Raw genomic sequence first — 13,396 nt, 5'->3', positions numbered from 1 at the left:
ATGGATCATTGCCCCGAACACGATCCGGCCGGGCCGCCGATCAGCAACATGGCGCATCAGCACGCCTTCACCATCGTCGGCGCCCAGACGCTGTTCGGCGTCCACATGACGCAATACCATACCGAGATGCACAAGTATCAGCTGGTGCTGCGCTTTTCGGTCCCGGCCGAGGTCGCCGCCGCCCTGCGCGAGATCCGGGCGCGTTATCCGCGCGACATCTTCGTGCTGGCCAACGACGAAAGCGACGAGTTCAACATCCCCTCGGTCGCGGCCGGGCTGAAGCCCACCTTCACCGGCAACATCTTCCAGGGCATCCCGCCCTTCGGTCCCGAGGACGAGAAGGATCCGCATTTCTTTCCCTGGCAGCTGACGCGGGTGCGCCCGGTCTTCGGCAAGATCCCGGTCACGGTCGAGCGCGTGGTATATTTCCGGCCCTTCTCCCATGCCGAGCCCCTGCCCGAGGTCGCGCATTACCTGATGTTCGGCCGCGGCGCCGAGGCGCATATGACCGACCTGCAGACCGCGCCCGTCGCCCTGGCCGCGGACGGCGGCATGCTTTTCGGCCCCGGCTACGACCATGTGCTGAGCCTGGCGGGGACGCCCCACTGGATCGCGCCGGACATGCTGGAGGCGGGGATCGTCGTCACCGTGCCCTCGATCCCCTTGCGCGGCCCGGACGGGCGGGCGCATATCCCCTGCGCCATCCCCATGGCCGAGGGCGAGGCGGTGGTGCTGGATTATCGCGGCCTGCCGCGCGACCCGCCCCTGACCGCCGTCGCCGGCCCCTCGTTCTTCTGCGCCACCGCGGTCTGCAACAGCGAGGGGCTGGACGTCTGCCCCGAGGATCAGTCGATGCACGCCTCCGAAACCCCCGACGAATACCTGGTCAGGCCCGATGTCCGATAGCGCCTCGCAGCCCGAATTCGGCAACGAGCAGCTTTGGCTGCAGATCTTTCGCGACGGCCACCCGGTGCTGATGGGCAAGCAGCGGCGCTACCGGCGGCTGCCGGGCCTGCCGCGCTGCAAGCTGTGCTTCGCGCCCTTCGGCGGCTGGGGCGGCTGGGTGGCCCGGCGGATCGGCCTGCGCCCGTCGAACCGCAACCCGCGCTTCTGCAACGCCTGCGACAGGTTCATCGAGCAATTCCCCGGCGGCGCCGAGGTGCCGATCAGCATCCTGTTCTGCGACCTGCGCGGCTCGGTCGCATTGGGCGAAAGGCTGGGCGCGGCCGCCTATGCCGCGACGGTGGCGCGGATGCGCGACACGGTGGTCGCGGCGCTGTGGCAGCATGACGGCTTCGTGCTGGAGTTCCAGGGCGATTCAGTGATCGGCGTCTGGCCGCCCGGCTTTTCCGGCAAGGACCATGCGCTCAAGGCCGTCGCCGCCGCCCGCAGCATGGCCCGGACGCTGGCGCGGCAGGAGGATGCCGGCGACGATCCGATCCGCGCCGGCATCGGCCTGCATACCGGCACGGCCTTCCTGTGCACCTTTTCGGCGGCCAGCGGCCTGCTGCAAGAGGTCGGCGCCTTCGGCCAGGCGATGAACATCGCGGCGCGCCTTTCGGCCCTGGCCGAGCCGGGGCAGATCCTGGCCACCAGGGCCGTCTGCGACGCCGCGCGGCAGGCGCCCCCGCCGCTGCGCCAGGTCACGCTGAAGGGCATCGACGACCCGGTGGAGATCACGGCTCTGGCCTGATCTGCTCGCCCGTGTCCAGCGCGGCGGCCAGCCTGGCGCGCGAGGGCACGTGCAGGCTGCGGCCCCGCCTTTCCAGCACCCCCAGCCGGGCAAGCCGGCTCATCTCGCGCGAGACTGCCTCGCGATGGGTGGCGATGCGGGCGGCCAGCTCCATATGGCTTGGCGCCGGGTCCAGCAGATGCGGCCCGTCGCCCGGCGCGGCCAGCAGGCGCAGCAATTCGCGCACCAGCCTTTCGCGCACCAGGAGCGTGCCGAATTCATAGACCCGCTCGGACAGGCCGCGGATGAGGCCGACGAAATGCAGGTGGATCGCACCGGCAAAATCCGGCTCTCGCATCAGCCGCTGGAAATCCTGGGGCGAGACCCATGCCGTGCGCCCCGCATCCCGCGCCACCACGCTGGTCGAGCGCGCGCCGCCGTCGATGGCGGCCAGGATGCCGACCAGGTCGCCGGGCACGACACGGGAAAACAGGACCATGCGCCCCTCGGGCGAATGGGCCAGAACGTCGGCCTCGCCCGCCAGCATCAGGAAGACGCGCCGGTCCCGGTCGGCCTCGCGGATCAGTTCGGCGCCGGCCGGGTGGCTGCGCTGGTGCGCGGACGCCATGAACATCGCCCGCGCCTCGCCGGTCAATTGCATCGCCTCTCTCCCATTGCGCGAATGATCCACAACCGGCGCGATTATTCCCCGGCGCTGTGGCAAATGCCACTGCGCCGATTCGCGGAATGCGCGAAACAGGTCTTACCCAAGGCGGCAACGCCGCGGACCATTTCAGACCCGCGATTTCGGAGGAAAATCATGTCTCTGCAGAAAGTCGGCAATTTCAGCCTGCACAATGGCGGCGGCTTCGTCGCCCGGATGAAGTTCGCCTATATCGACGACGAGGGCCAGAAGAAGAGCACGCGGGAAACCGGCGACATCCTTCTGGGCCAGACCAAGACCGCGAAACTGGAAGAGTTCGACATCCCGGACGGCGCGCTCGTCTATCTGCATGTCGACGTGGTCTGGGGCAAGGACAACGAGGCCGCGCGCGCCTTCACCTACGAGCGCGGCAATACCTGCACGGCGGCCTATACGATCACCGGCACGACGCTGTCGAACACGCTGGGGCTGATCGACGTGAACTGCTGAGCCCTTCCTTCAGGAGGATTTTCCATGACGCTGCAATATCTCGACACGCTTGGGCTTGGCGCCATCATCGTGGATGCCTGGCAAAATCACCTCGAAACCGAGAAGGACCCGGCCGGCGGCCAATGGTTCGCCAACGGTCCCGGCAACAACGGCGGGCTGTTCGGCAAGCTGACGGACACGCTGGCATCCGAACTGGTCTTCGACGTGCCGGCGCAGACCTTCAGCGTCTACCAGTCGGCGGCGGCGACCGGGATCGTGGACAACCGCAACGGCCTGACGCCCGAGCAGACGGTCGGCCTGTCCTGCACCTTCCAGGACACGGTGACGACGACGCATTCGGTCAGCAAGGCGGTCAAGACGGGCACCACGGTCTCGATCAAGGGGACCATCGACGCCAAGGTGGTGAAGAAGGAATTCGGCATCAGCTTCACCGCCGAATATTCGCATTCCTGGACGGATGCGACCGCCGTGTCGAAATCCGAGTCGCGCAGCTTCAGCGTCTCGGTGCCGGTGCGCAACGTGCCTGCCGGCCGGGTCTGGCAGGTCGTGCTGATGGCCAACAAGAAGGAACTCAGCATGCCCTATCGCGCCGACATCATCCTGAAGGGCAGCACGGTGGCGAATTTCCTGTCGCCGATCCGTGGCCAGAGGATCTGGCAGGCCGATGCCGGCACGCTGTGCGAATGGATCAACCGCCATGGCTCGGCGGCCGACGAGTCCTGGAGCTATGGCCGCGATCCCACCGATCCCACGCAGGGGCGCATTTCCCTGCTGGGGACGCTGAAGGCGGTCCATACGGTCAATTTCACCGTGCGGACGCTGGATGTGACCGAAAGCTTCCGACCCGATGGCGACGGTGGTCTGGTCCTTGCGACCAACGCCGGGTCGGAAGCGCCTGTTGTTGACGAGGTTCTGGTTACCGAGCTTGCCGCTGCCTGAATCTCCTGGCAGGCCGCGGCGGCCCCGCCCCTTTCCGCAGATGGCAGCTGCGGGAGAGGCGGGGCTTTCCCCTTTCGCAGGGTTCCGGTTTCCCGGCCCGCCGCCTTGCCGCCGGTCACGGTTCGAGCGGAAAGAACATCGGCAGGACGACGATCCCGACCAGCAGAAGCGCCCAGCAGGCGCGCGGGAACCATATGGCCAGCAAGACCCTGCGCCGCGCATCCCTTGCCGGGACCAGGGTCAGCCAAAGCAGGGCCGCGCCAAGCGCATAGGCGGCATGGACCACCCAGTCGCGCACATGGACGACCCGCCCCGCGGGCCAGTTCGCCTCCTGATAGGCGGTCGTATGCGCGACCAGCAGGATGAAGGCCAGCGACCCGAGGCTGTTCATTGCGGCGGCAAGGGGCAAGGCGTCGTCTCCGTTGCAAGGCGATGAGAACCCGGAGCCTTACGGCCTGTGCGCCTGGGGCGCAATCCGCCCGCAGCGGTCGCCGCCTGCGATGCCGATGTAAAGCATACTTGACATCCGCAGCCTGCGGCCCGACTGTAAAGCGTGCTTTACATCGAGGACATGAAATGACCCGGATAGCCCCATCCTTCATCCTGAGCATGCTGGCCTATATGGTCACGCTGGCAGTCTCGTTGCGCCTTTTGAACGGCAACGACCGGGGCCAGACGATGCAGATCGTCGTTTCGATGGCGCCCATGGTTCCGGCCGTCCTTCTGTGCTGGTCGGTCGTTCGCGCCATCCGCGCACTGGACGAATTGCAAAGGCGCATCCAGTTCGAGGCATTCGCGCTGGCCTTTGCCGGCACGGCATTGCTGACCTTCAGCTACGGGTTCCTGGAAAATGCCGGCATGCCTCGGCTGTCCATGTTCGCGGTCTGGCCGCTGATGTGCGCGCTCTGGACCCTCGGACTGGTCATCGGCCGGCTGCGCTACAAATGAACAACCGCGTGCAGCAGCTGCGCCAGGAGAAAAGCTGGTCGCAAGCCGAACTCGCCGCGAAACTGAATGTCTCGCGCCAGACCGTCAATGCGATCGAGCGCGAGAGATACGATCCCAGCCTCGAACTTGCCTTCAGGATCGCACGTCTCTTCGACCGGAAGATCGAGGAGATCTTTCTGCCCTGATCCCGGTTCGGCAGGCCACGGCGGCCTGATCCAACCGGGCCTGGTGCCTGACCTGATGCCTGGCGGGGCAGGCCGGAGGCGCTGCCGGTCGGCACGCCGCGATGCAGCGGATCACGCGCCCGCCATCCGGTGCCGCCCGATGGGCAGCATCATCGGGCGCCCCGAGGTCGGGTCCGCGATGATCCGGCTGTCCAGCCCGAACACCGCCCGCACATTCGCCGCCGTCAGCACCTCGTCCGGGCTGCCCGACACATGCAGCCGCCCCGCCGCCATCGCCACCAGGTGATCGGCATAGCGCGCGGCAAGGTTGAGGTCGTGCAGAACCATCACGATGGTCGTGCCGCGGCGCTGGTTCAGGTCGGTCAGCAGGTCCAGCACCTCGACCTGATGGGCAATGTCCAGGAATGTCGTCGGCTCGTCCAAGAGCAGCAGGTCGGTTTCCTGCGCCAGCGCCATCGCGATCCAGACGCGCTGGCGCTGCCCGCCCGACAGCTCGTCCACGGCGCGCTCGGCCAGGTCGGCGGTGCGCGTGGCCTCCAGCGCGGCGGCGACGGCCTGGTCGTCGCTGCGGTTCCAGCGGGACAGGATGCCGTGATGCGGATGGCGGCCCCGGCTGACCAGATCGGCCACGGTGATCCCCTCGGGCGCCGTGGGCGATTGCGGCAGAAGGCCCAGCACCTGCGCCAGCTTGCGCGGCGCCATGCGATGCACCGCCTTGCCGTCCAGCAGCACCTGCCCGCCACGCGGCGCAAGCAGCCGCGACATCGACCGCAGCAACGTCGATTTCCCGCAGGCATTGGCCCCGACGATCGCCGTCATCCGGCCCGGCAACACGTCGAGGTCCAGCCCCTCAAGGATCAGCCGGTCGCCATATCCGGCCGACAGCTGCTGCACGCAAAGGGTATGGGCGGTCACAGCGAGCCTCCGGTGCGGTTGACGCGGATGATGAGATAGATGAGGTAAGGCGCGCCCAGGGCCCCGGTCACGACGCCCACGGGATAGCGCCCCGGCAGCAGGAACTGCCCGGCGTAATCGCCGGCCAGCACCAGCGCCGCGCCCACCAGCGCGGCGGGCAGCAGGGCCGAGCCGTTCGGCCCGACGATCCGCGCCGCAATCGGCCCGGCAAGGAAGGCGACGAAGGAGATCGGCCCGACCACCGCCGTCGCCACCGCGATCAGCCCGACCGCCGTGACCACCACGAGGGCGCGCGTCCGTCCGACATCGGTGCCCAGCGCCGAGGCCGCATCGTCGCCCAGCCGCAGCGCCTCGAGATCGCGCGTGCGCAAGACCAGCAGCCCGCCGAAGACCAGCAGCGACAGCAGCACCGGCACGGCCTGCGCCAGCTGCGCGCCGTTGAGGCTGCCCGCCAGCCAGCGGATCGCCTCTTGCAGATCCCACGAGGGCGCGCGCGACAGCGTGTAGGAGATGAAGCTTTGCATCATCGCCTGCACGCCGATACCGACCAGGATCAGCCGCGTGCCGGCGACGCCGCCGCGAAAGGACAGCGCATAGATCGCAATCGCCACGCCCAGCCCGGCCAGGACGGCAAAGACCGACACCGCCGCGCCGTCGAGGCCCATCACGACGATGGCAAAGACCGCCGCGGCGCTGGCGCCCGAGCTGATGCCGATGATGTCGGGGCTGGCCAGCGGGTTGCGCAGCATGATCTGGAACGCCGCGCCGCCAAGGCCGAAGGACAGGCCCGCCAGGATCGCCATGACCGCGCGCGGCAGGCGCAACTGCCCGACGGTGAAGGAGGCGCCCGGCACCTCGTGCCCGGCCAGCACCCGCAGCACGTCCTGCGGCGGGGTGAAGCTTTGGCCCAGCATCAGCGTGACGGCGAACCCCGCCGCCAGCAGCGCGAGCGCCGTCCAGATCACCCGGCTGCGATAACGCGCGCGGCGCAGGCGCGCGGCGGTGACGGCATCGGCGATCATAGCTCGCGGACCCTCTGGCGACGGACGATCCAGATGAAGAAGGGCGCGCCGATGAAGGCGGTGACGATGCCGACGTCCAGCTCTCCGGGGCGGGCGATGATGCGGCCGACCACGTCGGACGCGACCAGCAGCGCCGCGCCGGTCAGGGCCGAGAACGGCAGCAGCCAGCGATGATCGACCCCCACCAGCAGGCGGCACAGATGCGGCACGAGCAGCCCGACGAAGCCGATGGGGCCGCAGACCGCGGTTGTCGCCCCGCAAAGCAGGATCGCCGACAGCGCAGCCGTTGCGCGCGCAACCGCGACACGCTCGCCCAGTCCCGCCGCCATCTCATCCCCAAGCGCCAGCGAGTTCAGCCTGCGCGCGGATGCCATCGCCAGCAGCAGCCCGACGGCAAGGAAAGGCAGCACCGGCTGCATCCGCGCGAATGTCGCCCCGCCGACGCCGCCGATCTGCCAGGCCTGCAAGCCCCCGGCGATGTCGCCGCGCGTCAGCATCACCGCCACCACCAGCGAGTAGAAGGCGATCGAGGTCGCCGTCCCCGCCAGCGCCAGCTTCAGCGGCGTCGCGCCGCCTCGGCCGAGCGAGCCGATGGCATAGACGAAGACCGCCGTCGCGCCGGCGCCGCAGATCGCGACCCAGATGAAGCTGTGCGCGGCGCTGATCTGGAACCACGCGACCGCGATGACCACGGCCAGCGCCGCCCCGGTATTCACCCCCAGGATGCCCGGATCGGCCAGCGGATTGCGCGTCACCCCCTGCATCAACGCGCCCGAAAGCCCAAGCGAGGCCCCGGCCAGCGCCGCAAGCATCGTGCGCGGAATGCGGGCCGAGACGGCGGCCTGCGCGATCGTGCCGGTCTCACCCCGCAGCCCGGCCAGGATGTCGTCAAGCCCCACCTGCCGGGTGCCGATGGCCACCGACAGCGCGCCAAGCAGCAGCAGCGCGGCCAGGACCACCGCCAGCCACAGCAGCCGCGCCCGCGCGGCGCGCCGCGGCAAGATGGTCGCGGATTCGGTCATTCGGCTTTCTGCGCGGCCTCGGCCAGCATGGCGACGTAATCGTCCAGCACCCATGCGATGCCCAGGGGCGTGGGATTCGCCGCGTTCCCGACCGGATCGTTCTTCAGCATGACGATGCTGCCATGGGCGACGGCGGGCATGTGGCTGACCAGCGGATCGGCCTTCATCGCGGCCAGCAAAAGCAGGTTGCCATAGGTCACGACGATGTCCACATCTTCGAACGCGTCGATATTCTCGGCACTGACCGAGCCCGCGAACTTGCCGGGCTGCGTGGCATCCGCGACGCTTTTCGGCATCGACAGGCCAAGATCCTGGAAGAACTTCACCCGCGTATCGTTGGCCGTGTAGAAATTCACGACGCTGAGGTTCGTGGTGTCCAGATGGGTCACGAACATCGCGGTCTTGCCCTGCAGGGCGGGATGCGCGGCAAGCGTGTCGGCGATCTGCGTCTCCATCCTGGCGATCAGCGCATCGCCTTCGGCACCCATGCCCATGCCGGCGCTGTTCATCTGGATCATCCGCCGCCAATCGGTCGTCCAGGGCGAATCCGGGTAGGCGACGACCGGCGCGATTTGGCTCAGCGTGTCGTAATCGGACTGCGTCAGCCCGGAATAGGCGGCAAGGATCACGTCGGGGTCCACCGCCGCGACGGCCTCGAAATCGATACCGTCGCCTTCGTCGAACAAGGCGGGCGTGCCCGCGCCCAGTTCGGCCAGCTTTTCCTCGACCCAGGGCAGCACGCCGTCGCTGTCGTCGTCGCCGTAATTCGCCGCCGCCATGCCCACCGGCACGACCCCCAGCGCAAGCGGCACCTCGTGATTGCCCGAGGCGACCGTCGCCACGCGGCGCGGCTTTTCCGTGATCGTCGTGGTGCCGAACGCGTGCGGGATGCTGACGGGAAACCCGGCCTCATCCGCAAGGGCGGGGGCGGCGGCCGTCATCAGGACCAGCATCGCAGGGCGCAGAATCCGCATCGTCATGGCCTTTCCTGGCAGGTTCGCCTGCGGATTTCCCGCGCAAGCGGGCATGCGTCAACCCGTGCCGACCAAGGTATCCGCTTTTTCCCAAAGATTCCGACAAAAAAAGTGGGATTCTACAAGACAGGTTCGCGCCATCGGCCCTAGAAGCCCCGCCAGCATGACCGCCACGCCGTCCCTGCCCCAGCCTCGGGCACCGGGGGGCTGCCGTCATTCCAAGACCAGCCAGCCTCGGCCCCTCCTCTGATCCGCAGGCAGCCAGCAGCAACAACAACAACATCCATGCGGGACCTTGAACCATGGCACATGACATCCGGCGCGGCCCCCGCCGCCACCTTACCGCCCTTCTGCTGGGCTGCACCGCCCTGATCGCATCCCCGGCCCTGGCCCAGGATCCCGCGCCGCCGGATTCCGGGGCGGGAACCGAGGAATCGCCCTATCGCCTTTCCCCGATCATCATCAACGCCAGCGGCCCGTTCGACGACGACGCGAACACCATCGTCGCCAGCGAATTGTGGGTCGGCGGCAAGGTGGCGACCAGCATCCTCGACACCCCGGCCTCGGTTTCGGTGATCACCGAAAAGGAGATGCGCGACCGCAGGGCCACCACGCTGGAAGAGGTGCTGAGCTATTCGGCGGGCATCCACACCGACTATTGGGGGACGGACGACCGCAACGAATACTATCTCGTGCGCGGCTTCCAGGCGACGACCTATCGCGACGGGCTGACCCTGGGCTCGATGCGCGCCACGCGCGAAGAGCCCTATGCCTATGAGCGGGTCGAGGTCATCCGCGGCGGCAACTCGACGCTCTTCGGGACCTCGGATCCGGGCGGCACGATCAACTTCGTGACCAAGCAGCCGCGCTTCGAGCGTTTCGGCGAGGTCTATGGCTCGATCGGATCGCCGCGGAACGCGGAATACGGCTTCGACGTGGGCGACACGCTGAACGCCGACCAGACGCTGGCCTGGCGCCTGACCGCCAGGGTGCAGGACGGCGAGCGGGAATACGACTATTCGCGCAACGATTCCACCTTCGTCATGGGCGGCCTGTCCTGGCAGCCCACCACGGCGACCAAGCTCAGCGTGATCGCGGATTACCTGAAGCGCGAGAACACGCCCAACAGCGGCGGCTATCCGCTGGACCGCGAATACGACCGCAGCGACTTCTTCGGCGAGCCGGATTTCAACTATCAGAACGTGGAGCGCTCGAGCATCAGCGCCCTGTTCGAGCATGAGTTCGACAGCGGCCTCAGCCTGCGTGCGAACCTGCGCTACAGCGACCTAAAAAGCGATTTCGGCTATGTCTATCTGTCGGACAGCGCGGCGCGGACCGGCACCATGGTGGACCGCTGGTATTTCGGCGGCAACTCCACGGCCAAGGAACTGATCGGCAACGTCATCCTGCAATACGACCGCAGCTTCGAAGCCTTCGACAGCAGCACCGTGGGCGGCATCGAGTTCCGCGACGCATCGACCACCAGCGCCCCGTTCTATGGGCTTTACACACCCATCGACGTGGCCAATCCGGTCTATTCGGGCGCACCCGGCGCGCTGGCAGCGCCCTACGAACTGCGCGACAACGACTACAAGACCCAATCGCTGTTCGTGCAGCAGAACCTGTCCTTCGACGACAAGATCATCGCAACGGTAGGCCTGCGCCACGACTGGCTGGACATCGAGGAAACGCTGAACGGCGTGCGCTCCAGCGGCGATTACTCGGAAACCTCGATCCGCGGCGCGCTGACCTACAAGATCAACAGCGAAATCTCGGCCTATGCCAGCTATGTCGAATCCGTCGCGCCTCCGGGCGTCGGCGCCGAGCCGGAACGGGGCGAGCAATACGAAGTCGGGGTGAAATACCAACCGCTTGGCACCAATGCGCTGATCTCGGCCTCGGTCTATGACCTGCGCAAGAACAACGTCACTGTCGCCGTGGTCCAGCCCGACGGCAATATCACCCGCGAACTGGTGGGCGAGCAGCGCGTGCGCGGCTTCGACCTGGAAGGCAAGGCCGAGCTGGCGAACAACCTCGACCTGATCGCGTCCTATTCCTACATGGATTCGGAAGTCGTGCGATCCGGGCCGATCCGGGGCGTGGACGTGGAAGGAAACGAGTTCTCCGAGGTTCCCAACCACATGGCATCGCTGTGGCTGAACTATACCCTTGAGGGCAATGAGACCCGCGGCGACATGACCTTCGGCCTGGGCGCGCGCTACGTCGGTTCGTATTTCCACACGATCTCGAACAATACGGGCAAGGCCGATGCCTCGGTCACGCTTGATGCGGCCTTCAACTACAAGGTGCTGGAAAACACCAACCTGGCGGTCAATATCAGCAACCTGCTGGACGAACAGCATGTCGTCGGGCGGGGCACGGCGGATTACTACAATCCGGGCCGCACCGTCGCGGTGACGCTGCGCCGCACCTGGTAAGCCGACGGCCCGGCCGTCGTCGCGACGGCCGGGCCCCTAGCTGACCAGCTGCATCCGCCGCCAGGCGGCGGGCGTTTCCCCGGCGACCTGGCGGAACACGCGCGTCAGATGCGCCTGATCGGAAAAGCCGACCTGGGCCGCGACATCGGCGACGGTCAGGTCGGTTTCGACCAGCAGCTTCTGCGCCTGGCCGATGCGTTGCGCCATCTGCCATTGCAGCGGCGTCTGCCCGGTCGTCTGCTTGAACACCGTCGCAAACCAGCTTTCCGACAGCCCCACCGTCGCCGCCATCTCGGCCACGGTCAGGCGGTGATCGCCCGCCTTTTCAAGACGCGCGGCCAGACGGTTCATCTGCGCCGGGGTCAGCCCGCCGCTTGCACGCTCGGCCCCCTCGTGCGGAATGTCCAGAAGCCCGGTCACGATGCTGCCGACAAGGCTTTCGGCGAAAACGCCGTGGCGCGAGGGCTGCGCGACCTCTCCGACCAGCAGCCCGGCCAGGGTGTGGATCGCATCGGCGTCCTGGATCTCGACCGGGCGGCGCAGCGCGGCCAGTGCGGCGGATGCCCCCACCGTCGGCGTCAGGAAGCGCATCATCCGGTCCTTGTGGATATGCAGGTCCAGATGCGCAAAGACGTGATGGCCGGTAAAGCGCGACCACATCGGCACGCCCGCCGGGACATAGAGCGCCCGCATCATCGGTCGCCCGCTGCGTCGCATTTCGTCGTCGCGGTTCGAGATCAGGATATGCGAGGACACGTCGTCGAAGAAGAACATGATGCGCGGGTCGGGCGACAGGTAATAGCCATGCGCGCCGGCCTGGCCTTCGGCCTGCCAATAGACGCTGACCAGCCCGTCCAGCCCGCGCCATTGCACCGGCGATACGCAGCTGATGCCTTGGGTATAACAGATCATCGAGTGACGATAGCTCATCGTCCGAAAGCCCCGCTCGTGCTGAGTATTCCAGATGGCATGCCTGTCAGGCGCGGCGCAGCAGGGCGCGAGGCGTCATCTCTGGGAAGCGATCCATTGTCGACCACGCATGATGCGGGAAACGGCCCGCCTTGGCAATATGGCGGGCCCCAACGTCGTTTCGGCCGGGCCAGGCTGGTGTATTTTCGCGACGCAGCGCGGGCGGGCCGGCGGGACCGCCCGGCCCATCCCGCCCATGGCCGCGGGATGATCATGACCGGCGCGCAATGTGGCTGAAACGCCGCGAACGACATCCGACAAGAATGCCAGGGAAGCGGCTTGCGCTCCCGGAGTGGGTCATGACAGTGCGCTCGCCCGCAATCTGGTGATAGACCACGAGTGCCGGCGGCACTCTGTCACCATCCACCAGGTCGGCGACGACGCGCGGCGGCAGGTCCCCGACCCGTCGCCGGGCGCGGAAACCATCGTCCATGACCGGCAGCGCTTCGCATCGTCAGGTGCGCGCGGGCGGACCTGCCGCCGCGCACGCGGCTGGCCTTCGAACAGCATCGGCTGGGAGGGGCTCGGCAATGCCGAGATCGGGCAGCGCATCGGCCTGTCGACGACGCAGACATGGATGCTGATCCGCGATGCAGCGCCTTTGCGAGACGATGAACCTCGGCTTCTTCCACGCACCGCACTCGGAATCGCTGCAGGCCCTGTCGCCCGACCTGTTCCTCGGCGCTTTCGGCATCGGCGCGCCAGTCGCGGCGCTGGAGCGGATCGCGCCGGTTATCTCGATACCGATCCACGCGGCGGGACCGACAGCTTCTCGACCACCGAGGCGCCTTGCGCCGAGCCGGCGCAGTCACCGGCTCGATCATGCGGCGACCGATGTCGACCGCGAAGACGACCCCGCGCCCGGCAGCGTCATCTCGACAGCTTCCCGCTTGACGTCCCAACTGCGGCTAGACAACCCGTCCGCTCATCACCGCGGGGCCTCGGCCCGATCCGCGTGACCATGGATGGCACAGATGCAGGATCTGTTCCGCCGGTTCGTCGGGCAGAGTGCATGCTGGCTTTGGCCGACATGGTATTCCGCGAGGATCTGGCGCCTGAATTCATGCAGAAGTTTCGGTGGCGTCCTGGCAGGGGATTTCTTCCTCTCGAAACCTGGTGGAGGTCGGTTCAACCGCCCAGTCCCGCGCGGTTTCCCGTC

Annotated in this window: 15 protein-coding genes; 8 read left to right on the top strand and 7 right to left on the bottom strand. The window is 67.4% G+C overall.

All coding sequences use genetic code 11. The features are described from left to right. Positions 1–906, top strand: coding sequence for a hypothetical protein (locus tag FE811_RS13235; RefSeq protein WP_140847842.1), 906 nt, complete (start codon positions 1–3; stop codon positions 904–906). Next, positions 896–1,693 carry an adenylate/guanylate cyclase domain-containing protein gene (locus FE811_RS13230; RefSeq protein WP_116222681.1) on the top strand — a complete coding sequence of 266 codons (798 nt, stop codon included), beginning with the start codon at positions 896–898 and terminating at the stop codon, positions 1,691–1,693. Before FE811_RS13235 ends, FE811_RS13230 begins: the two co-directional genes overlap by 11 nt. Here FE811_RS13230 and FE811_RS13225 read toward each other — a convergent pair. After that, positions 1,677–2,333, bottom strand: coding sequence for a Crp/Fnr family transcriptional regulator (locus FE811_RS13225; protein WP_052095879.1), 657 nt, complete (start codon positions 2,331–2,333; stop codon positions 1,677–1,679). The genes FE811_RS13230 and FE811_RS13225 overlap by 17 nt on opposite strands. Positions 2,334–2,492: 159 nt before the next feature. On the opposite strand from FE811_RS13225, the gene FE811_RS13220 reads away from it, so the two are divergent. Beyond that, a complete protein-coding gene (locus tag FE811_RS13220; protein WP_036755057.1) occupies positions 2,493–2,825 on the top strand; it encodes a hypothetical protein in 333 nt (110 codons plus the stop codon). Positions 2,826–2,849: 24 nt separating this feature from the next. Next, positions 2,850–3,764 (top strand): ETX/MTX2 family pore-forming toxin, encoded by a 915-nt coding sequence (locus tag FE811_RS13215; protein WP_140847839.1) that lies wholly within the window; start codon positions 2,850–2,852, stop codon positions 3,762–3,764. Between the two features lie 115 nt (positions 3,765–3,879). On the opposite strand, the gene FE811_RS13210 is transcribed toward FE811_RS13215, so the two are convergent. Continuing rightward, positions 3,880–4,173 carry a hypothetical protein gene (locus FE811_RS13210; RefSeq protein ID WP_208861648.1) on the bottom strand — a complete coding sequence of 98 codons (294 nt, stop codon included), beginning with the start codon at positions 4,171–4,173 and terminating at the stop codon, positions 3,880–3,882. A 167-nt stretch (positions 4,174–4,340) separates the two neighbouring features. Between FE811_RS13210 and FE811_RS13205 the strand changes: the two genes are divergently transcribed. Then, positions 4,341–4,712, top strand: a complete 372-nt coding sequence (locus FE811_RS13205; RefSeq protein WP_116222678.1) for a hypothetical protein — start codon at positions 4,341–4,343, stop codon at positions 4,710–4,712. Beyond that, a complete protein-coding gene (locus tag FE811_RS13200; RefSeq protein WP_036755046.1) occupies positions 4,709–4,897 on the top strand; it encodes a helix-turn-helix transcriptional regulator in 189 nt (62 codons plus the stop codon). The genes FE811_RS13205 and FE811_RS13200 overlap by 4 nt, the downstream gene beginning before the upstream one ends. A gap of 111 nt (positions 4,898–5,008) precedes the next feature. Here FE811_RS13200 and FE811_RS13195 read toward each other — a convergent pair whose 3' ends face one another. Genes FE811_RS13195 through FE811_RS13180 form a run of 4 tightly spaced genes read right to left on the bottom strand, consistent with a single transcriptional unit; the run spans position 5,009 to position 8,836 of the window. After that, on the bottom strand, positions 5,009–5,812 hold the full coding sequence (locus FE811_RS13195) for an ABC transporter ATP-binding protein (protein WP_116222677.1): 804 nt from the start codon (positions 5,810–5,812) through the stop codon (positions 5,009–5,011). After that, a complete protein-coding gene (locus FE811_RS13190) occupies positions 5,809–6,834 on the bottom strand; it encodes an iron chelate uptake ABC transporter family permease subunit (protein WP_116222676.1) in 1,026 nt (341 codons plus the stop codon). Before FE811_RS13190 ends, FE811_RS13195 begins: the two co-directional genes overlap by 4 nt. After that, entirely contained in the window at positions 6,831–7,856 is a 1,026-nt protein-coding gene (locus tag FE811_RS13185) for an iron ABC transporter permease (protein WP_116222675.1), read from the bottom strand. The genes FE811_RS13190 and FE811_RS13185 overlap by 4 nt, the downstream gene beginning before the upstream one ends. Further along, the gene (locus FE811_RS13180) at positions 7,853–8,836 is read right to left on the bottom strand and encodes an iron-siderophore ABC transporter substrate-binding protein (protein WP_208861647.1); all 984 of its coding nucleotides are present in this window, start codon (positions 8,834–8,836) and stop codon (positions 7,853–7,855) included. The genes FE811_RS13185 and FE811_RS13180 overlap by 4 nt, the downstream gene beginning before the upstream one ends. Positions 8,837–9,132: 296 nt before the next feature. On the opposite strand from FE811_RS13180, the gene FE811_RS13175 reads away from it, so the two are divergent. After that, the gene (locus tag FE811_RS13175) at positions 9,133–11,268 is read left to right on the top strand and encodes a TonB-dependent siderophore receptor (RefSeq protein ID WP_072462538.1); all 2,136 of its coding nucleotides are present in this window, start codon (positions 9,133–9,135) and stop codon (positions 11,266–11,268) included. 36 nt (positions 11,269–11,304) lie between these two features. On the opposite strand, the gene FE811_RS13170 is transcribed toward FE811_RS13175, so the two are convergent. Beyond that, positions 11,305–12,198 (bottom strand): AraC family transcriptional regulator, encoded by an 894-nt coding sequence (locus FE811_RS13170; protein WP_181180866.1) that lies wholly within the window; start codon positions 12,196–12,198, stop codon positions 11,305–11,307. Positions 12,199–12,827: 629 nt separating this feature from the next. On the opposite strand from FE811_RS13170, the gene FE811_RS13165 reads away from it, so the two are divergent. Further along, positions 12,828–13,196, top strand: coding sequence for a hypothetical protein (locus FE811_RS13165; RefSeq protein ID WP_116222674.1), 369 nt, complete (start codon positions 12,828–12,830; stop codon positions 13,194–13,196). Positions 13,197–13,396 lie beyond the last annotated feature (200 nt).

Origin of the sequence: Paracoccus sp. FO-3, assembly GCF_006386455.1 — a bacterium.
Lineage (GTDB): Bacteria > Pseudomonadota > Alphaproteobacteria > Rhodobacterales > Rhodobacteraceae > Paracoccus > Paracoccus versutus.
This window is presented reverse-complemented; position numbering and strand designations above follow the sequence as displayed.

Excerpts from the sequence above, each read along its gene's own strand:
- FE811_RS13235 (WP_140847842.1), top strand. The coding sequence starts at position 1 with ATGGATCATTGCCCCGAACACGATCCGGCCGGGCCGCCGATCAGCAAC.
- FE811_RS13230 (WP_116222681.1), top strand. The coding sequence starts at position 896 with ATGTCCGATAGCGCCTCGCAGCCCGAATTCGGCAACGAGCAGCTTTGG.
- FE811_RS13225 (WP_052095879.1), bottom strand. The coding sequence starts at position 2,333 with ATGCAATTGACCGGCGAGGCGCGGGCGATGTTCATGGCGTCCGCGCAC.
- FE811_RS13220 (WP_036755057.1), top strand. The coding sequence starts at position 2,493 with ATGTCTCTGCAGAAAGTCGGCAATTTCAGCCTGCACAATGGCGGCGGC.
- FE811_RS13215 (WP_140847839.1), top strand. The coding sequence starts at position 2,850 with ATGACGCTGCAATATCTCGACACGCTTGGGCTTGGCGCCATCATCGTG.
- FE811_RS13205 (WP_116222678.1), top strand. The coding sequence starts at position 4,341 with ATGACCCGGATAGCCCCATCCTTCATCCTGAGCATGCTGGCCTATATG.
- FE811_RS13200 (WP_036755046.1), top strand. The coding sequence starts at position 4,709 with ATGAACAACCGCGTGCAGCAGCTGCGCCAGGAGAAAAGCTGGTCGCAA.
- FE811_RS13190 (WP_116222676.1), bottom strand. The coding sequence starts at position 6,834 with ATGATCGCCGATGCCGTCACCGCCGCGCGCCTGCGCCGCGCGCGTTAT.
- FE811_RS13185 (WP_116222675.1), bottom strand. The coding sequence starts at position 7,856 with ATGACCGAATCCGCGACCATCTTGCCGCGGCGCGCCGCGCGGGCGCGG.
- FE811_RS13180 (WP_208861647.1), bottom strand. The coding sequence starts at position 8,836 with ATGACGATGCGGATTCTGCGCCCTGCGATGCTGGTCCTGATGACGGCC.
- FE811_RS13175 (WP_072462538.1), top strand. The coding sequence starts at position 9,133 with ATGGCACATGACATCCGGCGCGGCCCCCGCCGCCACCTTACCGCCCTT.
- FE811_RS13170 (WP_181180866.1), bottom strand. The coding sequence starts at position 12,198 with ATGAGCTATCGTCACTCGATGATCTGTTATACCCAAGGCATCAGCTGC.
- FE811_RS13165 (WP_116222674.1), top strand. The coding sequence starts at position 12,828 with ATGCAGCGCCTTTGCGAGACGATGAACCTCGGCTTCTTCCACGCACCG.